Source organism: Mesorhizobium sp. WSM4816 (genome assembly GCF_055811535.1).
Genome location: NZ_JBVVQR010000001.1, coordinates 116,308 through 139,501, shown reverse-complemented (window position 1 = coordinate 139,501; position 23,194 = coordinate 116,308). Strand labels below are relative to the sequence as shown.

Here is a 23,194-nt window from a genome sequence, read left to right as displayed (position 1 = left end):
GGAACGCTATCCGGCGGATTGACATGATTGCAGCAGAAGTTGCCTCCGCTTATCCGATGAAGACTCCGCGAGCCGAAGCTCTTCCCAGCATACGTATTCTGCTCGTGCTCCCAACCTATTTTCCTGAGTCATATGGCGGCGGCGAACAACAGGCGCGGCGATTTGCTCGGGTGCTGGTTGAAAGCGGCGTTTCCGCAACTATTCTGGCACCCAGACTGTCGCACCTGACCCCGAAACGGTCCGCCATCGACGGGGTGCCTATCCATCGCCTTCGTTTGCGCGCGGCTCCGTATTTGGGTGGGCGGCATATGCTGTCGTTCCTGTCGTGGTGTGTCCAGGTTGTGATCTGGATGCTGCGCCGTCGCGACGAATTCGATGTCGTACATATCATCCATGCCCGACTTCACGCTGTTCCGGCGGCATTGGCAGGAGCCCTCCTGCGCAAACCGGTTCTCGCAAAATTGGGCCGGGGCGGACGGTGTTTCGATCTCGACGCTGTGCGCGAAAAGAAAATCATCGGTCGCTGGGCGTCCGCCTTGATTAAACGTCACATCACGGCCTTCATCGCCAATAGCCGCCAAATCGCTGGCGATCTGAAGAGACATGGCATCGGCGCGGATCGCATTCATATGATTCCGAATGGGATCGATCTGCCCCGCAAGCCGCGCCGCGAGCCGAGCGCCGATGGCAGCCGACGCTTTATCTGCCTTGGCCGTCTCGATCCGGAAAAATGCATCGAGCAAATGATCGATGCGTTCGCGGCACTTCCCGCCGAAGCAAAGGCGCAACTCACCATCCTGGGCGATGGCCAGTGCCGCGCCACCCTCGAGGAGCAGGCGGCCCGGTTGGGCCTTTCCAGCAGGGTCACTTTCGCCGGCGCGGTCGAAGATGTCTTTCCCTTTCTGTGGGAGGCTGATTTCTATCTTTCCACTTCGGTTACGGAAGGCATGTCAAACGCACTGCTCGAGGCCATGAGTTGCGGCGTGGTCCCGATCATCACCGATGTCAGCGGTGCGTCCGACGTTGTCGAGCATGAGCGCAGCGGCTTCTTGGCTCGCTCGCATGCGGAGTATTGCGGACTTCTTCTTCGCACGCTCGGCCTATCGGAAGCCGAGCGCGATGAGATGGCGCGGCGTGCAGTACAAACAGTCAATGCAAGATTCAGCATGGAAAGCGTCGCAACACGGCAGATGAGGTTGTATGCCACTCTTGTGGACGCTGCCACCCAGATCGTAAGGTGATAGGTTATTCAGGAGCAACCCCGAAGCCGGCCTACGCAATGACGACTATTGATGCCGGAGAGAGGCGCTAAACGAGATGCATCCGCTGAAACTGGTTTTTGCGCTTCCGGCAATCGCCGGCCAAGCGGCAAACATCGTGCCGCTCGTGAACGCATGCAGCGCTTTTGAAGCAGCCGGTTGCCCGATAGCCACATTTTTAAGCAGCGTGGAGCTATGCGCGGCCCCTTTCCGCGATTCAGTTATGAAGCAGGCAAGGCGGTTTGCTAGCCTTATCCGGGGGCTCTCACCCGAAAAGAGACGGGCAATAGCGGGCGATAAAATGCCATTACCATCCCGCCGCTCGGCCTGTGGCTGGCGTAGCAGTGCCGGCGGACCAGCTATTGCTAGCATCGTTGCGGTAACCGCCTTGTCGCTCGCTTTGAGCGCCTACAACGCAGCAAAGAGGCCAAGTAAGCAGCCATGACGGTCGACTCGCACGAAAGATTGAGATTCGTAACTAGGGAAAGGTGTCCTGGATGCGGCAGTACAAACATAGCCATACTATACGACTCCCCCTTTTCCCAAACGGATGTTCGTAGGTTCGTGCACGAATGCTTTCGTGGGCGGATCTCCGACAAAAACCTTAATGGTGCGCGATACACGATTGCGCAATGCCGCGCTTGTATCCTGTATTTTCAGAGAGAAATTCTGGATAGCAAAGGCATGGAATTTCTCTATGACGACGTTAGTGACGAATCTGTTTCTCTGGCCAAGAGGGAACGCGCGGGCCGAAGCTATTTCAATAACCTGCTGCGGTCTGCTGGGATGATCGAGGAATTGTTGTACATTCCTCCAGTGGCACGCCACATAAAGGTCTTGGATTTTGGGATGGGGTGGGGCCACTGGGCCATCGCAGCGCGCGCCCTTGGCTATGATGTTGTCGGGGCCGAGTTGTCAGCGCGGCGCAAATCATTCGCGGCCGCGCATGGCATTCAGACCATTGATCCGAGTGAAGTGGAAAATGAGAGGTTCGACTTCATACATATGAATCAGGTGCTGGAGCATGTGTCTGAGCCACGCGAATCCGTAAGACAGCTGGCTCGAATCTTGAAGCCTTCTGGCATTATAAAGATATCCGTTCCCTTTGGCGAATTGGTTGCGCCGCAGATAACATCGGGCTGGAAGATAGAAAAAAATGAACTGTACCCGCTCGGACATATCAATGCATTTACAGATCGATCTCTGGATACGCTCTGCGAGAGCGTAGGTCTCAAACGCGTTGCTCCTTCAGAATATGTAACACCTAAGGCGCGTCTACGTGCACTCTATCGGAAGCTGCGCTGGCCTCGAAGAGCAAATGGCTATTTCCGCAAAAATGAGGGGCGTCGCTGAAGAGATTGCGGCTGGATGTAACAAGGCGGTTCCAGTCAACCAGTGCGACCGTGACGGCGCGGTACTTATGCTGGGGTGCCTATCCGCTGGCATAATGACTTAGGTTGATGAAGCGAAACGGTGATTGGACGCCTGAGGAATCCACCCGCGAAGCGTGGGCGAGAAAATAGCTCATGAGGTTGGAGCACGCTTGCATGCACTGAAGCGTGGCAGTCCAATTGGACAGACCCGGAGCAGGTCAACTTGGACGAGGTAACTGGACATAAAAACCTGACGCGAAGGGCAGCCAACGGCCTCTCGTGGTCGGGTGCCACATTGCTGGCCCGAACCTTTTTGAATGTCCTGGTCACGGCCGTTCTCGCGCGCCTGCTTTCCCCCCAAGAGTACGGCGTTGCCGGCGCTGCGCTGATCATCGCAGCCGTGGGCAATAACATTGCCAATCTCGGCATGTCGCAAGTCCTCGTCCAGCGACGGGACGTCGACGAGCGCCATATCGGAACCGTAGTTTCCTTGTCCGTGATAATCGCTGCCATTCTCGGCATGCTTCAATGGGTGTTTGCACCACAGATTGCCGATTTTCTTCATGTGCCGGAATTGGTCCTCATTTCGCGCCTCCTTGCGGTGATGATGGTCGCGAACGCGTTCAATCTGACCGCCGAGGCAATTTTGTCGCGGCACCTGAAATTCAAAATATCCTCCATAGCGAGTCTGGTCGCTTGGATTGCTTCCCATGTCGGCCTAGCCATTCCGCTTGCCTATTTTGGACTCAGTTACTGGGCCTTGGTGGTCGCGTATATGGCCGAGGCATTGATCCTGGCCAGCATCTATTTCTTCATCGCCAGGGATTATCTCGTGAGGCCAAGTTTCGACATGCAGTCCTATCGCGATATCCGCAGACAGAGCCTAGGCTATTCGCTGGCTGGTATATCAGCCGTCACCGCAAAATATATCGATAATGTTATTGTCGCGCGGTTGATCGGCATTGCAGAGCTGGGCATTTACTCGCGAGCGTATTATCTGATTGCCATGCCAGCAAATCTGTTCGGCAATCTGAACAAGAGCGTGATTTTCCCGCTCCTGTCGAAGGTTCATCACGACAAGGCCAGGCTATGCAGCGCTCAGCTCAAGGGGTATGCTTTGACGGCAGCGCTTGCTCTACCCACTAGCGCGTTTCTATGCTGTTTCGCCAAAGAGATTGTTCTGACAATCCTCGGCCAAAAATGGACGGATGCCGTCGTTCCCGTTATCATATTCTCTGCAGTAATTTATTTCCGCGTTGGTTACAGAGTGTGCGGAGCCGTGACGCTTGCGACGGGCCAAAGTTACCGAACGGCCTCCATGCAGATCATTTATATGGCCCTTGTCGCTTCATTCGCGTTCTTCTCGGCGCCCTACGGCGTGAACGCAGTGGCCTTTTCAGTGTCCGGCGCCATTGCGACGAGTTTCTTCCTTTATGCGGCGATGACGTGTCGGATAACGGGATTATCAGCTCTGGATTTCGCGCTCGTCCATGTGCCGCCTGTCGCATTCGCCGCCGTGGTGTTCGCCACCGGCTCGGCGGTCAAAATGCTGCTTGCCGGATCGCCCGACTATCTTGTGCTCGCGACCGGGCTTCTCGTTATAGGTACATTGTCCGTTGTCGCTGTCTATCTGAGAGCGTCGCTACTCTTCGGAAAACATGGTGCGGAAGTCTTGCAAACCCTAACATCCAAGAAAACGAAATGGATTAGATTTGTATAGCCCACGGTACCTGCACACTCGGCGCCTCTCCGACTGCCCATCCGACGACTTAGGGTCCGCAATCAAATCATATAAATACGGGGATTGGAGACATAGTCGGCGGCCTTGAGGCGGTGGAGCGGGCGCTACGCACTGGGGTATAGGTACCGTGAAACTTGTCTATACCTACCCGTGCCTGTTCGGGGCCAGGCGGTAAACGCCGCTAACCGCACAAAGTCAGAAATTGTCACCTCCATAATCGAACAATTCTGCAGTTGCGCGGGTGCCTTCCCAAATCCGCTGTCGTGCTGAATGATCGAGGCGGGCAACCGCTCGGGTGTTGACGTCTAGTACGATGTGATCGGGTGCTTCATCCAAGCTTATCCGCAGCTTTTCGCCAGTTGCGGCGTTTGTGTTCGTCGTCCGCTCCGTCCCAAATGATTTGACCTTAAACCGGATCCTTCCGTCCTCCGCTGCTGTTATGCCGAGCGCGTCGTAAAGGCTTTTAACAAAGGTATCCGGTGATTGGATCAAGTCCTCGAATCGAAGCGATAGCGCATCACGCTTCCTCGAGGCTTTGAACATCAGGCTAGTCACATCATTGTACCATTTGATCGCGTGCGCCTCGCTGAGACCGCTGCGTATCAGCCCTTCGCACATCGGTAATGGATGCCGCGTAAGCACAAGGTTCCGCGCTTCCATAAAGCCGCGCGCAATCGCGTCGTCGAATGCAATGTAGTAATCCATCACCTTCAAAACGACGTAGCGTGCTTGGGACTTTTCGTTGCGCTCCCCGGGGCGGACGGTCTCGGCAGTCGCTGCGCGCATATGACGCCAAAAGACGGGAACAGATGCCCAGTTGACGGCCCCGCCAATATGGCACGCAGCCTTGCGCAGCTTGTAGAAGCGTCCGAACACTCCCTCATGCCATTCGCGGTATGGCATCAACACATCCGGCGAGCTGCCGATGATGTTCCAGACAATGTTTGACCCACCTCGGCCAAAGCAATTCAATAGAAGCGCATTGGGCGGAAGAGCTTTGCCCGGCCTGGTGGGAGGCGAAGCACCGATCCTGTCAGCGGTCTGCATCTGCTTTCTCCGTTATCGCATCAGGCGCGACCCACTTCCCTGGCTGTCGTTGAAAGGCTAAACTGAAACCTATGATATGCTGCGGAGCTTGTGAGGAGAAGCGCGATAGTAAGTAACGGGTGTCCATGCGGAGTCTCATCCCGAAACCAGCAATTATCGCCACACGACAATGACCAATCGCCTTTCTCGCCGGGACCTGGCACGGGCCGCATGCGCCGCCCTTGTGCTGGCGGCCGCCGGTCGCCCAGGACGGGATGCTCGCGCCGCCGGTCCGGCGCAAGGCTCGCAGCCGAAAACTCACTCCTGGCATCCTGGTCTGTTCCCGGAAATGGTTGTGAAATCCTGGTTTCAGGAGGATCTGGCCGAAGGCGAAGTCTCCTCGTGGCAATCGGGCGGCGTGAAGCCGGTGGCTGCGATGCAGGCCGAGCCCTCCCTGCGCCCGACAAAGCTTCCGAATAACGGCGGAGTCCATTTCAAACAGGGTACGAAACAGGCGTTGACCTGGTCCGCCGATAGCGATGCGCCTTACCTTCACCGCTGGTGGCTCGTGATCGCCCGGTGCAATTCGGCGATCAATGCCGACGCGGAAAACGTTTCCGTTGTTTGCGTCAATGGCGCGGAGGGTGGCCCGGTGCATCGCCAACCCCAGGTCTGTTTCAAGCCCTCGGCCGGCACATTCGTTTCGCGGCTCCATGACGGCAAGCTCAAGAGCGAGGAAGGGCAGTGCTCGACCGATTTTGACGAATGGAATGTCATGGTCGGGTACCGCCGCGGGTTCGTGATGCAGGCTGTGGTGAATGGGATCAAGACGGCCGGCCAGACGGTTTATGCATTGACACCCAACCGGATGAAATCGCAGAGCTTCATGGGCGATGTGAACAATCCGATGAGGGCTGATGTCGCGATCGATTGCGTCATCATCGGGCAAAGCGAACTAACTGACTCCCAGATCGACAGGCTAATGGGATGGGGCATGTGGCGCATCGGCCGGCAATCCGCTCTGCCCGACGTTCATCCCTATCGCCAGAGCCCTCCTTCAGCTATGGATGCGAACGACAAACCGGCACGTTATGCGTTCGATTCAGCCTCGTGGGCGTCCTGGGCAGCCGTCGGCGATGAGCGGCGATATGGTCATCGTGGTGAGGCGGCGGCGCCGATCCGCGGTTACACAACGGTTTTTTTTGACGACTTCGAATCCACCTCGGTTGTCGATTATTCCAAAGGCGCGCAAAGCAGCATCTGGTATGCGCCGACCCATCTGACGACCGTTGGTGTTGACGCCGCTACGCCGCCGATCTCGGCGTCGCCCTCCTCCTATGTGCACGATGCCACCAGCCACACGCTGGCACTCCGGCTCTTGCATAAACGGCGTTGGAGAACAGGTGCGTTCGCTTCCGTGAACAACAATGGCCAGGGGCGGTGTTGGGGAAAGGGGATCTTTGAGATCCGCGCCAGACTGCCGAAGATACTCGCGCCCCGCCCGGGATTTTTTCCTGCTTTCTGGGCGTATGGGAAGGAGCATCTATTCTGGCGGACGCGCAATCGTCTTGAGACGGACTTTTGGGAATATGACGGTCTCAATGGGGCCTATATCAACATCAGCCAGCACGTGCACAAACCCAGACTCGGTTATGCAGATCCACAAATCACGCCACGTAGCGTGCACCGGAAAATCGCCGGCTATCCAGTCGATCCATCAAGTGGTTTTCCCAGCACGATCGACGTATATGATGGCGAATTTCATACTTGGTATGCGCAGATCGAAGATGATTATACTTATTTCGTGATCGACGGCTATGAAGTGGCGCGCGTTCCGACGACACCGGAACTCGCAGCAAAAAAATATATCATTGTGGATTTCGCCTACGATGAAAAAAAGGGTCGCGCTCAACCGAACCCGTCGCAGACGTATGACATGGTGATTGACTATATAAGGGTCCGGCAGACGGAAACGGATCTGGCCAGGGTCCCGACGGCCTTCAGCGCATTGCCGGCCTTCTCGGGCCAGACCTCACCGGGCCAGGCGCTGACCGTCGTACCGAACGTTATTGCGTCGCAAATAGAGTATCTATGGTATCGTGACGGCGTTCCGATCGTGGGCGAAACCGGCACAAGCTATGAGCTCAGCTCGCGGGATGTCGGGCATAAGATTCGCTGCCAAGTTCGCGCGGTCTCTGTGCTCGACCAGCCAGAAGCATGGACCCCGGAGAGCGAGACCGTCGACTAGAACGCATCGATGCGCGACGCCAGGATGGGTCATCACTCTCGTCGGACCGCTGACGAGCTCTGCCATCAGTAAGCCTCCCCACAGCCGAGGAGGGTGAGTTTCCCAACAGGCGGAAACCTCTTCGATATGCGATGCCACAGCGGGCGGAACGATGAGGTCGTCGGCTGGAGCAGGGTGAAGTGTTTCTCCGCGGGCTGGCATTGATACATCCAATAAGTTCTGTTTTCGGGGAAGAGAACATGCTAAAGAAGATCGCGCCCAGCGAGAGAGCTGTGATGCGTTATCTTCTCACATTCGCGGTACTGAGCCTCTTCCTGCCACTCAGGCTCGAGACGGGTCTTGTATTGCTGCGTCCGTTCGAGCTGATCGCATTGCTGATGCTCTTTTTTGGCCTGACAACGGGGCGTTGGCGAAGGTTGGCTTTTTCAGCCGGTTTTCTACTGATCCTGCCCTTCTTGGGCTGGCACATGGTCTCGGCCTTCAGCGTGGACGCAGAGAATGGCCTGCGCGAGCTGTTGCAGACGTCCGCTGTGGGCGCCTTTGCGTTCGCCTTGGCACAGGAGGCCAGCCGGGTCGACACGCACAAGGCCGTCAACATCTTGCTTTTCGGCATGGTGCTGATCCTCGCCTATACGATCACCTGGCATGTCGCCCATGGCTACTTGGTCGGTTGGAAGCATCTGTTCGATCCGAGGCTCGCGTTCACCTTCCTTCCAATTGCGCTCGCAGGGCTCCTCCTCTTCGTCAACCGGGGCAAGCGGCGCACTCTTTGGTTTGTATGGGCGGGGATACTCCCCCTGCTCGTGCTATCTGGGGAACGCAAGGCGTTTTTGATCTATCTCTTTCTGACCGCCGCGCTTCTGATGCGCGGACGGCTCGCTGCGATGGTGCCAGCGATCGCCGCTTGCTTCGTGGCACTGTTCGTGCTGTCAACCACGATCAATAACGCCTATGTCGAGAAGCAAATGCAGACCATTCTCAATCCGCTGAGCATGGGGCAATACGAATATCTGACCGCGACGGGGAAATATGCCCCCGGAGACACCCCGAGCAATGTCCAGCGCGCGTTTGCTTTCACTCTGTCCAGACAACTCATCTCCGAACATCCACTGATGGGCGTAGGTACGAACCAATTCAGGAATATTGTCGAGACGGATTTCAGCGGACTTCCTGACGAGTTGCGGCTTGGGATACATGGCGAGTTTCAACGTATCCTCACAGAGAATGGCATCATTGGGCTCAGCCTCTATGTTCTCATATGGATTGCTGCATGGTTTCGCTTAAGCCGTACTCTAAGCTGGGCGCTTTCTCACAGATTGATCGGAGCGGTCCAGGCACGGCTTCTGCCCCTCGTGCTCCTTGTTCCTTGCGCCTTTTACGTTGGAACAGAAGCCTCCGGCACACGAGCTTTCATTACGCTGAGTCTTGTCTCGCTCCTGCCTGAATTGACGCGGCACGGGCTTTGCCTATCATTGCAGAGGATGCGGAGGAGCCACCCCAGGGGCATGAGACATCCTCGATTTCTCGCGAGCCCCTTGCCAGGAAACACGAGATGAGTGTTTCGGTTATCATGACATGCCACAATGAAGAACGCTTCATCGTGCAGGCAGTGGAAAGTGTGATTAATCAGACCGCGTCGAGCCACATCAAAGAGATCATCATTGTCAATGATGGCTCGAAGGACGGCTCGTCGGAAGTGATTGCATCGCTGGGTCGCAGGGAGCCGCGTGTACATGTCCTGACGACGGCGGGTATCGGGCTTTCATCGGCGAGGAATCTTGCTATCAGACATGCTGCCGGCGATCTTATTGCAATTCTCGACGGCGATGATTTCTGGGCCGAGGACAAGCTTGAGCGTCAATTAGCCGTCTTGGACAATGGCTGCAAGGCAGGTCTTGTCTATGGCGATATTGTCGATTTTTCCGCTCCGGATCTGTCCGATGCTCTACACGTCGCCGTGCGCCGCTATCGCGCGGACCAGTGCGATACGCTGCCGACATATTTTCTGCTTGATGGGCCGATTGTTCCTTCCAGTATGGTTATGCGGCGGGAGATGGTCGAAGATATCGGGTTATTCAACGAGGCATTCAGGGCTGGAGAGGATACAGAGTTTTGTTTGCGCGCAGCCGAGCGTTGGACATTTCAACATGTGGCCGAAGCACTCGTCTATAAACGGCGCCATGGCTCGAACATAACCCGCAGGCTCGACGCGCTTCTGCCGGTAGCCGAACGCCTCACGCGAGAATGGGCCATGCGACGGCCGGAACTTACGCACCTCGGGCGTCGGCGCAACGCGCGTTTGTACGCAAAGGCAGGCAATGATTGCGTGGCTCAAGGCGAAAAGAAACGCGGAGCGCGCTTGCTCATTCGCGCGATGCGGCACGATCCATTGTCATGGCGGGTGTACGTTTACTTTTTTCTTTGTGCCCTGCCGAGGGGCATAGATCCGCAGGTGCGCCGTGCAGCCAAACTATTGTTCTACCGCGCCTTGCGCAAAGACTTTGCTGACGGCTCTTAATGATGCTGGCGGAACGGCGAGAGTTCGAGCATCTCAGGCGGCAGCCCTGCAATCCTTCCGTAGCGATTATTCTGTACCGCGACGGCAGGACCATAACGGAGGCGAAATCAGAGCTCTCCGCGGTCGCCAAGTCACTCTTAACGCGGGTAAGAACTTGAGAGGTCTCCAGACCCCACCACTGAGCCCTCACCACAAGCGCAGGAGAATTCCACACAAGATCGGGCGGTTAGTTGCGACAGTTCGAGGTGCAAGAGAATCGGAGTGCTTTACTCTCACATGCGAATTCTTTACTTCATCAACGGATTCGATCCCGGTGGCGCCGAGCATGGGCTACTCACCTTGCTGCAAGCGGGATTTTTCAGCGGCCACGAGCTGAAGATTCTCGCCTTTTGCCGTGGTCGCGGGGCTCTTGCCGATGAAATCGGCGCAAAGATCGGAGAGCACAATCTTATCCTGACGTCGCAGAGTGAGGAGCCTTCCTTGCGCACCTTCGTGGGCACGTTCTTTGTAATGTTGCGCCTCATCCGGGAGTGGCGGCCGGATATGGTTGCGTTGTCGCTCAAGCAGGCCAATCTCCTGGGACGGCTTGTTGCGATGTTTGCTCCTCGGCTGCACTGCGTTTCATTCGAACACACTACCCGCTACCGCTCCCGGCGCGCCGCAGGCATTTATGGCCCTGTGCTCAAGGCCCTGTCCTGGCGCGTCGACGAAATCTGGGCTGATTGCGAAAGCACGTTGGAGGAGACGCAAGGATACTTCCTGCCGCGCAGGCGCCGCTCGCATATCGTGCCTTTGTTTTGCGCCGACGATGCTTCCAGCCACAAGTGCGATTACGCGCTTCACACACCCTTGCGCCTTGCTGCTGCCGGACGGCTTATCGCGCTAAAGAACTTTGACCGGCTGATCGAGGCCGTCCGAATGCTCCAAGACCGCGGCGTTTCTGCAAGCCTCGATCTGTACGGCGACGGGCCGGAACGGCAGGCGCTTTCGCGGAAGGCGGATGAGCTCGGCATTGCAGATCGCGTGCATTTCCATGGCTATGTCGCGCGCTGGTCCGAGCTAGCCTGTGATCGTGACGTGTTCATCAACCTGTCCGATACGGAAGGGTTCTGCATCGTCGTCGCCGAGGCGATGCTTGCCGGCCTTCCGATTATTGCGACCGACGTCGGCGGTATCCGGGATTACGGCAAGCATGGAGAGAATATGCTTAAGCTTACTGTTTCCTCAGCGGAGATGGCGGTGACGCAAGCATTGGTGCTGGCGGGCGATGAAACGCTCTGCAGGAGGATTGGAATGCAGGCGCGAGAGGATACGCTGCGGGCCTATTCGCAGGGTGCTTTGCGTGTCCGCGCTACGGCGGTGTTGGGAGGCGGAATGTAAGGACCGGCAAAGGACTGGCGATCAGGATAGCCGGGCCAATCGCGTGCAGCCCGCCGGCTGGAGGAAGCGACGATGTATCGCCGGTCCTTGCCGACGAACACCATCTCCTGCGTCTCGCGCGGGTAGGCCCGGACGGAGTTTGTTCGTCAAAGCCCCCCTTGGGCTATCTGCTCAAGACAAAACAAAGCCTGCTCCACAGCTAGGTCTGGTAATACTGATGATAACGTTCACTGTAAAATTCGGCACTGCCGAACTTTTGGTACCGCTTGATTGCTTTGATATCGACCTTGTTGAGCAGAACGCCCATGCATTTATCCGCCAGGATCGGGTTGTTGTTGAGGATTTCGCGCACGAATGTACGAGCGGTCACACCCCATTCAACAACCAGAACAAGGCCGTCGAGGTGATGGACAAAGGACCTCACGTCCGCGACTGGAGCCAACGGGGGCAAATCAACGACGACGTAATTGAACATAGGGCCCACCTTGAGCAGAAAGTCGCCCATTTTCTCGATAGGCTGCACGGTGTTTGGGAGCTTTTGTTGGCTCTGGTTCACGCCGGGCAGGAACCTCAATGGCAATGACTGATGGGCCAGCAAATCTCTCGGATTGAATTCTCCAGCCAACAAGTTGGCCAAGCCTCGTTCCCAGCCGTTGGCTAACATAGGGGACAAGCCAGGATTGTGGATATCGGCGTCGATTAACAACGTCTTACAACGCTGCATAGCAAGAACCATCGCTAAATTAGCAGCGACCAGCGACTTCCCTTCTCCCGGGAGGCAAGAAACGATGCCGAGCGCCTTGGTGCTCTTCCTTCGTAACTCGACGTCAACAGCGACTTTCACCGTTCGCATCGCTTCAGCGAATTCCGAGCGCGGATGTTGCTCTACCCAGTTGAAAGCGCTGTTCCCCACCTCGATGAATGACGGCTCTCCGGCAGCACGATCGTGCTTGTTTCGGCGAATTGGCTTCCCGTCCAGCAAAGGGATCATTCCGAGCGTCTGAAGTCCGAGCTCATCGCGCACTTGAGCCGTCGTGCGGAAAAAGCGCTCACGGTACTCCCGAATTCCGCCCACACCGGCGCCAACCATGCCGGCGAGCACGACGCAGAACGCCAACGTGAGACTGCTGTTCGGAGAACTCGGACTGCTGGGGTATGGTGCCTCCGAGATAGTCCGCGCCTCCGTCAACGCCATCGAAAGGTTCTGCAGGCTCGCTTGGTACTGCTGCAGGACCTGTTCATATTGCGACTTGAGAGAGGACGCCTCAAGTTCGAGCTGGCGCAAGGTAACCAGCGTTTCCTTGGTCAGCATATTATCTGTTCGGAACCTGTGGATTGCGAGCTCGGCATCAACCGATCGCTTCCGCACCGTCTCGAGCTCTTCCGCCAGTGCGCTGCGAGCTCGGATAATCGATTCGTCTTTGGCTCCGACTTGGTCAGAGATATAGATTTCTGCATACTTACTGGCTATTTTTTGCGCCATTTCGGCGCTAGGCGACCGAAATTGGACTTGCAGAATGTAAGAATCCCCGACACGACCTACCGTTATATTCTTAGCCAGAATGCCAAATGCCTGCCATCGAGGATCGGATCCTCGCGCGGCACTCGATTTCACCGGCGCTCCGCTTGCTTCGGAACTGCCGATGAATGGCCGCCGAGCGAGCGATCCTGTGAGACTGTTGAGCAATGAATATGGCGCTGACAAGAAAGCGCGATCGGTAGCAAGACCGAGGCTGTCAACGACCTTTAGCCCGATGCGGTCGGAACGCAACAATTCGACCTGACTCAGCATCATCGGGTCAAGCTGTGCGGAGCTTCCGCTCTCTGTTAACTTCGTCACGACGGATGGTTGGTTCTTGTCGATCAGGATTCTGGCGGTCGACTCGTACAAGGGCACCTCGGCCCAAAGATACGCCAGCCCCAGCACAAGTCCTGCGAGCGCGCATGTAAGGACGAACCTCAACTGCCGTTGCGCTGCCGCCACGAGTGTTTCGAGATCAATCGTTCCCCACTGAGGATCGCCGAATGTGAAGGCAGAATCCGGGTGCTTTTCAACTTCGCGGAGCATAAGCCTTCAAACCCGTGGCATGAGACTGGCAGCGCATTAGTGACAAACACCATACCACATCATCTGGCTAAATGTCTGCAGATTCAGTTTCGACGCCCGCGGAGCACAGGGCACACCGCTCGGGGCGGCCCGCTATTCGCCAAAGGCGCAACTCCTAACTCGATGCAACAAACGAAACCTCACGCGGCCCATGCTCCGACTGCCGCAATTCCGCTGCATGTCGTAAGCTCCAAGGAAGAAATTGAGTCGTATTGCCAAATGGCAAACATCTGAGCAAGGGATTCCGGGCTCCGGTTGAGCCTGTCCTGCAGGAAAACAGGAATGCCTCGTCGATCACAGGCGCGCGATAACAATCACCGCAAGGGTTCTGCGCGCATTTGGCGCCTCGCGGAAAGCCTCTCCAATGCCAGAATAAGACAGGCTGCAGTCACATTTTGTTTCGTGGTGTGGGGTGTCATCTTGCTGATCGTCCTGCTCTAGCAGCCAGAGCCTATAAGGGCGGAGAGTGGCCCCGCCTCACTTACTAAGTGGCTCGGCAGTTGCTCCCTTCGGACTCATCGCGCGATGTGTTACTTCGGAGTCACCGATTCCTTGGAGACCGAGCGCCACACTAGCAGCATGACAGCAACAAAGTACCCAATCTGTATCAAGATCCCACAAATTAACGTTTGGACAAACGTGCCCCAGAGGGAGGCGGTGAGCAAATATATACTGATGGCGAATGCCACCAGTACTATGATAAGGCCTCGCAAAAAAAGCAAAAAGGACATCGCCGTCCAACTCGCAGCCGCTGGCGTGACGCGCTCCTTGGCTATCCAGGCCTCAGCGCATTGACCATCATAACATATCGGAACGGGTCAGAGCGACCGATATATTAGCATGTGCGAATAGAGACAGCCCAACCTGTGCCAGGACGCTTGCTCTTCCAGGCGACCAACTCCCGTTCGGCGGCCAAGAGAGGCTTGCCACACGGACTGGCCATGCCATGCGATCTGGAATTTAGGCAGAGGCTGAGTCGAGCTGTCTGCGTCAAGTTGAGCAAAATGGGACGGCTTCGACGTTGGTGTGTCCGCCGCACAGCTTCCGTGTTTAGCGGAGCGGCGGACATGGCGGCCGCGCCTCAGGCGGCCAATGCCGCTCAGGCCACCAGAACGCGACTGGCATAAGGCAGCGCGCGACGTCGCTGGCCGGCGGTGTTGCTTCCGATCGGCGACACGATGGTGACGTCAGCCATAGCGTTTGCGGGTCCACGACTGCGCCAGATCGACGACCAGGAGCATCGCGAATGATGGCAAAACCATGATCGCCGCGATCGCGGTGGCCCGCCGGATAGTTGTATTCTTCCAGCCGGATGACGATCAGAGTGTTCCGATCTCGGAATATCGTCTGCCTTGTTGCCGTTGTTCAGAGCGTAAATTCGCCTCAAAGGAATGGCGTTGTGAAAAAGGTCTGCGTCGACGTCATGCTCAAGCATTGGGGGTGATCGCGAATGTTGAATAGATCGGTGCGCTGGATGCGGGCAGGCAGTTGCGCTGCGCTCGCATGCATGTTTTTGTTGTTCGCATACGCGAATCTGTCGAATGGCCTTGCCCTAGCAGAGGAGCACAATGTCGGCGAGTACCGTCTGCAGACCGGCGACGTGATCGGCTTCGCTGTCATAGGCTATCCCGAGATGCAAAAGCGAGCTGTGATCGACCAAAGCGGTGTAATCGTCTTGCCGGCCATAGGCCCCCTAAAGGTTCTCGGGAAGACAATAGAGGATGTTCGCAAGGAGGTAATCGAGGTTTTAAAACCAAAATCCCTTCCCCAACGTTCCGCCGACGGCACTGAGACTTGGACTGGTTTTTACCCAGATCAGATTATTGTTGATATTGAGGAATACCGACCCGTCTATATTGACGGGGACATTGCCTCTCCCGGGATTCAGCCCTTCAGACCAGGAATGACTGTCCGACAAGCTGTGGCGGCTGGCGGCGGTTACCAGCTCGGTCGCGGTGAGCTTCAAAACCCTGAAATGACAGCAGCGGACCTTGGCAGCCGCCTCCACATTCTGCACATCAGGTACCAGGAAAGCGAAATCAAGGCTGCTCGCATAGCGGCGCAGCTGAGCGGCGCCAGAGCGATTGAGGTTCCGGACGCAGAACGTGACCCGAGCCTCGAACCTCGTCGCGACGAAGCTTTGCAGCAGGAGGGGAAGCATCTTGAAGCTGTCTATGCGGATCAGGAAAAGGAGCGCGCTTCGATTAAGTTGGCCACAACCAAGGCGGCGGAACGAATGGGCTACCTGAAGGAGCAGCAGAAGGCGGATCAAGCGGGCGCAGCCGCAGATGCGGCGGAACTTGATCGCCTCAAGAAGCTCTTCGAAAAAGGGCTGGTCCAGATCACTAGCGTCAACGCTGCTCAACGCGCGGTGCTCTTGTCAGCGACCCGCGCTTTGCAAACCAGCGCTGAGATCGCTCGACTTGAACGCGACCAAGGGGATTTGCAGCGCAGTCTTGATAAGTTTATCGACCAGGGTCGAATCGACCTGTTGGCTGACTTGCAGACTGAACGCGCGGCGATGAACCAAATGCGCGCTGAGATGGATTCATTGACCAAACAAATCGCCTACGTGATGCAGATGCGCAGCGACCTTGTGGGCGAAGGGGACCGAATTACGATCGGTGTAACCCGCTCCACTGACGGACGGGCAGCGACGACCGAGGCGACTGAAGATACTCTGCTTGCTCCGGGTGACACCATCACAATTACGCTGAAGGTCCCACCAGGAGCGGCGGTCGCGAATTAAACGATTAAAGCCTGGCATAAAGCATCTAGCTTCAACAGCTCGGGCTCGGTACGCCCGAACAGGCACGCGCTCACCTCACCTCTCCAGATAAATCTTTTCGTAAAGAGGCCGAGACTCGGCGTTTCGCATCCGGTTCACTCGAACCTTGATCCAGCGAGGAACCAGCCCCCGGCAACAGACGTCGACAGTGTGAGGCAGACGTGAAATGGCCGTGCGCGGCTCCAGGACAAAGAGCTTCTTCGACAGGTACCAGGCTGCGGAAGGCCGCCCCTGAATCAAAGCTCTCACGGCAAACCCATTTATCGTGTCAAGCAGATGGGCATTGAGATCGCTCACAAATTGCGGATATTTCTCGCGAAACTCGGCTAGGACAATTTCATACGAACGAAACATCTGCATGACATCGCTCGACATGTTGCCGATCGTCCTCCGGTAACCCACAAGATGTTGTGGCACGACACGAAACTCGTAATTCTCCGCTATTCTGAGGCACATTAGAAGATCTTCGCAGCCTTGTGCGTTCCTCGCCCTCAGGGAAGGATCAAACTGTCCTGCCCGCTCGAATGCGGAGCGACGTACAAGCATCGAACTTCCGTTACCGACAAAGTTGTTTCTGCACATGCGTTGCAGCACGCGACCCTCGGCATCGGGCTGTTTGAAGGAAAATATCCGACCGTCCTCGTCGATCTCCGCAAACCAGCAATATGCCAGGCCAGCTGACGAGCCTCCTTCCTGCAGGACGCGCAGTTGCAGTGCGATTTTGGATGGAGCCCAAAGATCATCCGCGTCCACGAACGCTAGAAACTCCGCATCGGTGGCAGCGGCGCCGCTGTTGCGTGCGTGCGCAACACCCGCGTTCGGCTGCCTGAAAAGGCGTATACGCCGATCTTGCTCCGCATAGGCGGCCACGATTGGCGCGGACCGGTCCGTCGACCCATCATCCACTACGATAATGTCCAGCGCCTGGTGGCTCTGCTGGCAGATGCTGGTCAGCGTCGGGAGAATGGTTCTCTCGGCATTGAACATGGGCACCACGACGCCTATCACAGTGGCATTGTGCTGGCTCATTTGCCTTCGTCTTCTCTCACGACGTGGTAAAATGGCACATCAGGGCCGGTAGTTCCATCAGATTTCACTACTTTAGCTGATGAGGATTCAACCACGACGGCCGAACGGCAAGGCAGAGGCCCCGGCGAGTTCCACTCAGCACTCCTGGAAGCGATAAAGTAGCGGCTTCCGGACTTTAGCTGGATATTTAGGAACCGCCCGTCGCGGCATTCCGCTGCCGAAGCCATGCAGCAGTCGCATCGGTGAAACAGGCGTCCACCACTACAACGACAACGCCCCGGTCGAGATCGCCGGCTGCCCACGCATGCACGCGATTCAGCCGTTCATCGTTCAAATCACCGCGATCCAGGACATACCGTTATGGCTACATGGCACCGGATCTCCAGGGCCGCCGACAATATCTATCAAGATGCAACGCCAAATTACCTCCGGTCGTTGTGTGCCACCCGCAACTGGAAACGATGCCGGGCGTTGCAGTGACGAACAGGATATAAGCCTATCTGGGAGCAAGCCTGGTTGAAGAAAGCCCGACGGTCATGAAGCCAATGAACGAAGAGCATCTCGCAGTGCTACGCAGGCACATGGTCGAGATGATTGCAATCCATACCGACCTTGCGAGCGAAGAGCTCGGCAAGGCGGCGCTCGACGAACGGGTGATGGCAGCGATGCAGCGGGTGCCGCGCCATCTTTTCGTGCCAAGCTCGGTCGCGCCTTATGCCTACCAGGACATGCCACTGCCGATCGGCTTCGACAAAACCGTCTCGCAGCCGTTCATCGTCGCGCTGATGACCGATCTCCTTGCTCTCCAACCGCGCGAGGCGGTGCTCGAGATCGGCACCGGCCTGGGCTACCAGACCGCAATCCTGGCGGAACTCGCCGGGCAGGTTTGGAGCGTCGAAATCATCGAGGAATTCGCAAGCCATGCCGAGGCTCTGCTGCAGGACCTCGGTCTGTCCAATGTCAGCATTCGTGTCGGGGACGGGTCTCGCGGCTGGCCAGAGCACGCCCCATTCGACAAGATCCTGGTCAGCGTCGCGGCGGGGCGGGCGCCGCCGGCTTTGCTCGAGCAGCTCAAGCCGGGGGGCCGCCTGGTTATGCCTGTAGGCCCTGAACAAGGGCAGTTGCTGACGGTCATCGACAAGGATTCGGCAGGACAACTGAAGACCCGCAAAATCATCCCGGTTCGGTTCAGCCGGCTCGAAACGGTCTAACGAGGGGTGCGGACAACAGGCACGCAGGGAGCGCCGGGCGCCTCATCCTTATGGGATTTCGCCGTCTCACGGCTGCTTCGCGTCGGCTCGTTTGAGCATCGCAAATGCGCGATTGATCCGTTGCAGCGCTGTCGCGTTGGCCACGAGTGCGTACAGCGTGAACCCGCCCGTCAGAATCCAGGGCGAAGCGGCGCCCATGGCGGTCGCCAAGCCGTCGGCGACCAACAGCACGCAAATGAACACCAGGCGTTCCATCCGTTCGAAGAAATCCGGCCACGCGTGGTTTTCTATGGGGATTTCGATCGCCGTCCGCGCCTTGGCGTAGCTGGTGAGGAGTCCGCCGGCGAACGCGATCATGGCGATCGCCCACAGGTCGGCGACCCAGCCTATTGCCGCAAACACGGCAAGTTCCTGATAACGGTCGGCCATGGCGTCGAAATAGCCACCCGCCTTGGTGCTCATATGTCTGCGGCGAGCAACCGCCCCGTCGAGCGCGTCGAAGGTGAACGCAAACGCCAGGCAAAGGCCAAAGGCGAGGCTCGACTGGTGGTACAGATAGGCGGCGCACGACAGGGCGACGAGCACCAGCCCGCCTGACGTAACCTGGTTCGGGGTCATGCCGATCCCGATCAGCGGGGAGGCGGCGTGCTCCCATAGCGGGTCGATACGGCGTTTCATGAGACCGGCGATCATGATGACTTGGCTCCTCTGATGATGTCGCTCCGCGACGTTTAACCGGCAAATTGAGGGTTCGTTCCAGCCGGTCGGCGCCGATCGAGGTGGTCAGCGCAATGCCCGTTGTGTCCGCTGTCGCAAATGATCGACTGGCGGTCTATAGCGCGTCGCGGCCTGACCGGGTCACGCCCGAGGGCATGCTTTTGCGCGACCTGCGTTAGCGGAAGTAACCGGAAGACTGATACAACGCATATTCGCAATTCACCCTGTCGGCCGTGCTAAACGCCATGCGTAAATTTCTGCCCAGGCTTGCTTACCTGCTCGCGACCTCTGCCGGCGCGGGATTATCTCCGGTATGGCCAGGCACCGCCGGCGCGGGCGTCGGAGTGACTGTTGCCGCGGTCCTGATACCTGCAACGCCTTGGCTGATCGTGCTCGCCTATATAGGCTTATTCGCCGTGGGAGTATGGGCGTCGTCGCATGTCGTCGCCCATACCAGGACGGAGGATCCGCAGATCGTCGTCATTGACGAGACCTTCGGCACCGCCGCAACGCTTTCCATGCTGCCGCTCGACCCGGTCTGGTGGGCAGCAGGCTTCCTTGCTTTCCGGTTTTTCGACGTCGTCAAGCCTTGGCCCATCGGCGTCGTGCATGACAAGGTAAGGGGTGGACTCGGCATCATGCTGGACGACGCGGCTGCGGCCGTGTTCGCCGGCGCGTCGCTGCTTTTGCTGAACGATTTGATTCACCGTTTGCCGTAGGAGGACATCTCAGTCTTCACCTGCCACCCAGCGCGAAAACAGACCTCTTCACTAAAATCTGCCGGAGCAGCGCTAGACCGCAGCGTCGCGCGGCCGCGCCAAATCGTTCGTTCCCTCCGGATCCGGCGCCTGGCCATAGCTCATCTTCTTCATCTGCTCGATCACCCGCGCCATCTCCTCGTCGGAAAGGACCGGCGGCTCGCCAAGGCTAAGCGCCTGGACATACATGCGCGACAGGGTTTCGACCTCGTTCGCCAGCCACAACGCCGCCTCCATGGTCTTGCCGAGCGAAATCTGGCCGTGCTGGCCGAGCAGGCAGGCGAGGCGATCCTTGAGTGCAACCAAGGCATTGTCGGACAAAGCCTGCGTGCCAAAGGTTGCGTATTCCGCGCAGCGGATGGTGGTGCCGCCAACCACTCCCGTCATATAGTGGAAGCTCGGGATCGTCTTGTGATGGCAGGCCAGCGTCGTGGCGTAGAGCGAGTGGCAATGCAGCACGACGTCGATCTCCTGCCGCTCCCTCAAAATGTCGCGGTGGAAGCGCCACTCCGAGGAGGGCCGTCGGCCGACATAGGTGCCGTCAAAGCCCATCTCGACGATGTCTTCGGGCGTCATCGTTTCGTAGGGCAGCGACGAGGGCGTGATTAGGAAACCGGCGCTAGAGCGCACCGACAAATTGCCGGCATTTCCCTGGTTGATGCCGCTTGAGTTCATCCGGCGGCAAGCATCCACCATCTCGCGGCGCAGAGCGCTGTCATCAGTCATCGATCGTTCCTTTTGCTAGGTCTTGGCCCGTTGCAGGTTGTTTCGCTTCGCCAGGTCGCGCCACCGCTGTGCATAGGCTGCGAGCGTCTCACGATCGCCGGCAAAGGCAGTCGGTAGGCTGAGCGCGATCGGAGCCGGCGTGTCACGCGTTTCATGTTCGCCAAGTAGCGCCGCACCCGACGCGGTGCCATAGGAGTCGAGGTTGTAGACCGTTTCGGCGTTTGGCCGTAGTGCGGCAACCAGTGTGGCGTAGAGCGGGTCTCGCAGGAAGGTGCCATCCAATGCAACCAGCCCGTTTTCGTTCAGCGCATCGATACATTCTACCGTCAGCAGCGCGGCGTAGAGCACCGCGAGCGCCTTGCGCTCTGCAGGGGGTTCTGCAGGCGGCCCTTCAAACCGGCCGCGCCCGGCACTGCCTGGAAACAGGCCGTCATCGTCGCCGAACGACGGCAATGCGAAGGTGCCGCGCTCAATCAGCAAACTGACCAGCGCAGCGTCGGCTGCAGTTCCTTCTTGCCCCTGCCCTGCCACATGACTGAACTCTCGTCCGCCCATGGTCAAAACGCCGCCGACCGGGCGTCCTGTCACATCGCTGTTCAGCACCATTCCGCCATTTTCATCGAGTTGATCGAGAGGTGTCGCCGCGCACATTCCGACAATCCAGGTTCCGGTAGAGATCACGCAGGCGTCGCGCATGCCTGCCGCCTGGTAGCGGTAGAGGTTCAGGCTGCTGTCGTGGCCGCCGGTCAGGACAGAGAGCTCTTCCGGTATGCCGTGCCGGCGCGCCAGATCCTGCCGGATTGGCCCCAGCCTCTCCCAGGCCGGATGGAATGGTGGCATGAGGCGCTGCCATCCCTGCCCCGCCACAATGGGCGACCACTGCTTACGCACATTGTTCCACAGATGGGATTGCGCCGAGAGAATCGTCGTTTCGGCCGATGGCACGCCCGACAGCCGCCAGGCCCAATATTGAGGCAAGCCCAGATACCAACGAGCCTGACCGACGCGCTCCGGATCAACCTGCTGCATCCAGTACAGCTGGCGCGCCTGGTGGGCAGCCTTCAGCATGATCGCGCTGCCGCGATCGAAGAAATCGCCCGAAAGCGGCGCGTAGCCTTCGCGAATTGCAGGCGGCAGATCCTGCTCGTAGTCAATCATCGGCAGGGCACAAGTCTCGTCGGGATCTGCGGTCACCAAGACCCCCGCGGAGCCATGTCCGGTGCCGACCAGCTTTTCCAGCGGATGGTGTCGGCACAAAGTGGCGAGCGAGCCGAACAGCCAGTCGGTAATGCCGTTGAGATCGTGCTGCCGCCAAGGTGGACCGGGCCGCACTTCGTTGTGGACAGAGAGGCTCTCCACGAGCACCCCGTCGAGCGTCATTGCGGAGAGCTTTATGTTGGTCTTGCCGACATCGAAGACGGCGATCCTTGCGCCGTCCGCCTTCTGCCCGTCACCCATCGTCTCAGATCAGACCGTATTGGCGAGCCTTGTTGCGCAGGAACGGCAAGCCATTGCCCATCACTTCGGCCTCGTCCTTGGCAACCGGCCGCCAGACCGAGAGGCCGTAGGAGACTTCCGGCGGCATGTTGATGAAGCTTTCCATGGCCAGTCCGCCCTTGAAGCCGATCGCCGCCAGCGTCGCGTAAATCTCGTCCCAGGGGCAGTTGCCGGTGCCTGGTGTGCCGCGATCACTCTCAGACAAGTGGATGTACTTCAGGTGGTCGCGGGCAGCCAGAATGCCGTTGGCGGCCCCCTTCTCCTCGATGTTCATGTGGTAGGTGTCGAGATGAACAAAAATGTTGTCGGCCCCGACTTTCTCGACCATCCAGACGGCCTGCGCGCCGGTGTTGATCAAATGGTTCTCGTAGCGGTTCACCGCCTCGATTCCGAGCTCGATGCCGCGCGTCTTGGCGTGCTTGGCGGCGACGGTCAGCACATGCGCGATATTGTCGTATTCCTTTTCGGTCGGTGGCAGGCCGGTGCGTTCGCCGATACCGCCAAAAATCACGCCAGAAAGCGCCAGCGCGCCCATTTCCGCAGTCTTGTCGATCGCCACTTCGAGATGTTCGATGGCAGCATCCGGACGCACCGAGGCCCAGGCGCGCTCCGGCAGGCCAAGCGAGCAAACGGCAGGAAGATTGTGCTTTTCGAGCAAGGCGCGTGTGTGCGCGGCATCGACCGCCGGCGCGTTCAGAAGCGCGATCTCGATAAAGTCCATCCCGTATTTGACGGAAGCCGCGATCGCCTTCTCCGCGCCGGCCCGGTCCCAGTTCATCGTCCACATCGAGGTGTGGACCCCAAAACCATGCATCT

The 23,194-nt window shown here is 58.0% G+C and carries 18 protein-coding genes and 1 pseudogene; 10 read left to right on the top strand and 9 right to left on the bottom strand.

Features of this window, described 5'->3' with window-relative positions:
• The first annotated feature begins 23 nt into the window (after positions 1-23).
• The 3 genes from AC0L3H_RS00625 to AC0L3H_RS00615 all read left to right on the top strand — a co-directional run bounded on the left by AC0L3H_RS00625 (position 24) and on the right by AC0L3H_RS00615 (position 4,352).
• Entirely contained in the window at positions 24-1,241 is a 1,218-nt protein-coding gene (locus tag AC0L3H_RS00625) for a glycosyltransferase (RefSeq protein WP_473584119.1), read from the top strand.
• A gap of 702 nt (positions 1,242-1,943) precedes the next feature.
• Positions 1,944-2,612, top strand: coding sequence for a class I SAM-dependent methyltransferase (locus AC0L3H_RS00620; RefSeq protein ID WP_287217183.1), 669 nt, complete (start codon positions 1,944-1,946; stop codon positions 2,610-2,612).
• A 243-nt stretch (positions 2,613-2,855) separates the two neighbouring features.
• Positions 2,856-4,352: a lipopolysaccharide biosynthesis protein gene (locus AC0L3H_RS00615; protein ID WP_287217184.1), complete on the top strand. Its 1,497-nt coding sequence runs from the start codon at positions 2,856-2,858 to the stop codon at positions 4,350-4,352.
• A gap of 216 nt (positions 4,353-4,568) precedes the next feature.
• Here AC0L3H_RS00615 and AC0L3H_RS00610 read toward each other — a convergent pair whose 3' ends face one another.
• Positions 4,569-5,420 carry a hypothetical protein gene (locus AC0L3H_RS00610; RefSeq protein ID WP_473584118.1) on the bottom strand — a complete coding sequence of 284 codons (852 nt, stop codon included), beginning with the start codon at positions 5,418-5,420 and terminating at the stop codon, positions 4,569-4,571.
• A 169-nt stretch (positions 5,421-5,589) separates the two neighbouring features.
• Here AC0L3H_RS00610 and AC0L3H_RS00605 point away from each other — a divergent pair, with 169 nt between their 5' ends.
• From AC0L3H_RS00605 to AC0L3H_RS00590, 4 genes are all read left to right on the top strand, one after another.
• Positions 5,590-7,647, top strand: coding sequence for a hypothetical protein (locus AC0L3H_RS00605; RefSeq protein WP_473584117.1), 2,058 nt, complete (start codon positions 5,590-5,592; stop codon positions 7,645-7,647).
• Positions 7,648-7,886: 239 nt separating this feature from the next.
• Complete coding sequence (locus tag AC0L3H_RS00600) at positions 7,887-9,203, top strand: O-antigen ligase family protein (protein ID WP_473584116.1); 1,317 nt, start codon at positions 7,887-7,889, stop codon at positions 9,201-9,203.
• A complete protein-coding gene (locus AC0L3H_RS00595) occupies positions 9,200-10,165 on the top strand; it encodes a glycosyltransferase family 2 protein (RefSeq protein WP_287217191.1) in 966 nt (321 codons plus the stop codon). The genes AC0L3H_RS00600 and AC0L3H_RS00595 overlap by 4 nt, the downstream gene beginning before the upstream one ends.
• Before the next feature lie 276 nt (positions 10,166-10,441).
• Entirely contained in the window at positions 10,442-11,545 is a 1,104-nt protein-coding gene (locus AC0L3H_RS00590; protein ID WP_473584115.1) for a glycosyltransferase, read from the top strand.
• A gap of 199 nt (positions 11,546-11,744) precedes the next feature.
• Here the strand turns inward: AC0L3H_RS00590 and AC0L3H_RS00585 are convergent, their stop codons facing one another.
• The 3 genes and pseudogenes from AC0L3H_RS00585 to AC0L3H_RS00575 all read right to left on the bottom strand — a co-directional run.
• A complete protein-coding gene (locus tag AC0L3H_RS00585) occupies positions 11,745-13,613 on the bottom strand; it encodes a Wzz/FepE/Etk N-terminal domain-containing protein (protein ID WP_473584114.1) in 1,869 nt (622 codons plus the stop codon).
• Positions 13,614-14,182: 569 nt separating this feature from the next.
• On the bottom strand, positions 14,183-14,383 hold the full coding sequence (locus AC0L3H_RS00580; RefSeq protein ID WP_473584113.1) for an exopolysaccharide production repressor protein: 201 nt from the start codon (positions 14,381-14,383) through the stop codon (positions 14,183-14,185).
• A gap of 456 nt (positions 14,384-14,839) precedes the next feature.
• Positions 14,840-14,975 (bottom strand): annotated as a pseudogene (locus tag AC0L3H_RS00575) (molybdate ABC transporter permease subunit); the annotation flags it as partial.
• Positions 14,976-15,102: 127 nt separating this feature from the next.
• On the opposite strand from AC0L3H_RS00575, the gene AC0L3H_RS00570 reads away from it, so the two are divergent.
• Positions 15,103-16,401: a polysaccharide biosynthesis/export family protein gene (locus AC0L3H_RS00570; protein ID WP_473584112.1), complete on the top strand. Its 1,299-nt coding sequence runs from the start codon at positions 15,103-15,105 to the stop codon at positions 16,399-16,401.
• Between the two features lie 75 nt (positions 16,402-16,476).
• Here AC0L3H_RS00570 and AC0L3H_RS00565 read toward each other — a convergent pair whose 3' ends face one another.
• Positions 16,477-17,469, bottom strand: coding sequence for a glycosyltransferase family 2 protein (locus AC0L3H_RS00565; protein ID WP_473584111.1), 993 nt, complete (start codon positions 17,467-17,469; stop codon positions 16,477-16,479).
• 536 nt (positions 17,470-18,005) lie between these two features.
• On the opposite strand from AC0L3H_RS00565, the gene AC0L3H_RS00560 reads away from it, so the two are divergent.
• Complete coding sequence (locus AC0L3H_RS00560; protein WP_473584110.1) at positions 18,006-18,680, top strand: protein-L-isoaspartate(D-aspartate) O-methyltransferase; 675 nt, start codon at positions 18,006-18,008, stop codon at positions 18,678-18,680.
• Between the two features lie 66 nt (positions 18,681-18,746).
• On the opposite strand, the gene AC0L3H_RS00555 is transcribed toward AC0L3H_RS00560, so the two are convergent.
• Positions 18,747-19,373, bottom strand: coding sequence for a CDP-alcohol phosphatidyltransferase family protein (locus AC0L3H_RS00555; protein ID WP_473584109.1), 627 nt, complete (start codon positions 19,371-19,373; stop codon positions 18,747-18,749).
• A gap of 269 nt (positions 19,374-19,642) precedes the next feature.
• On the opposite strand from AC0L3H_RS00555, the gene AC0L3H_RS00550 reads away from it, so the two are divergent.
• On the top strand, positions 19,643-20,116 hold the full coding sequence (locus tag AC0L3H_RS00550) for a phosphatidylglycerophosphatase A family protein (protein ID WP_473584108.1): 474 nt from the start codon (positions 19,643-19,645) through the stop codon (positions 20,114-20,116).
• A 72-nt stretch (positions 20,117-20,188) separates the two neighbouring features.
• Here the strand turns inward: AC0L3H_RS00550 and AC0L3H_RS00545 are convergent, their stop codons facing one another.
• From AC0L3H_RS00545 to AC0L3H_RS00535, 3 genes are read right to left on the bottom strand one after another with little or no spacing between them, the layout of a single operon-like run.
• Positions 20,189-20,881 (bottom strand): class II aldolase/adducin family protein, encoded by a 693-nt coding sequence (locus AC0L3H_RS00545; protein ID WP_473584107.1) that lies wholly within the window; start codon positions 20,879-20,881, stop codon positions 20,189-20,191.
• Between the two features lie 15 nt (positions 20,882-20,896).
• Positions 20,897-22,339 (bottom strand): FGGY family carbohydrate kinase, encoded by a 1,443-nt coding sequence (locus AC0L3H_RS00540; protein WP_473584106.1) that lies wholly within the window; start codon positions 22,337-22,339, stop codon positions 20,897-20,899.
• Between the two features lie 4 nt (positions 22,340-22,343).
• On the bottom strand, positions 22,344-23,192 hold the full coding sequence (locus AC0L3H_RS00535; RefSeq protein WP_473584105.1) for a sugar phosphate isomerase/epimerase family protein: 849 nt from the start codon (positions 23,190-23,192) through the stop codon (positions 22,344-22,346).
• Positions 23,193-23,194: the final 2 nt, after the last annotated feature.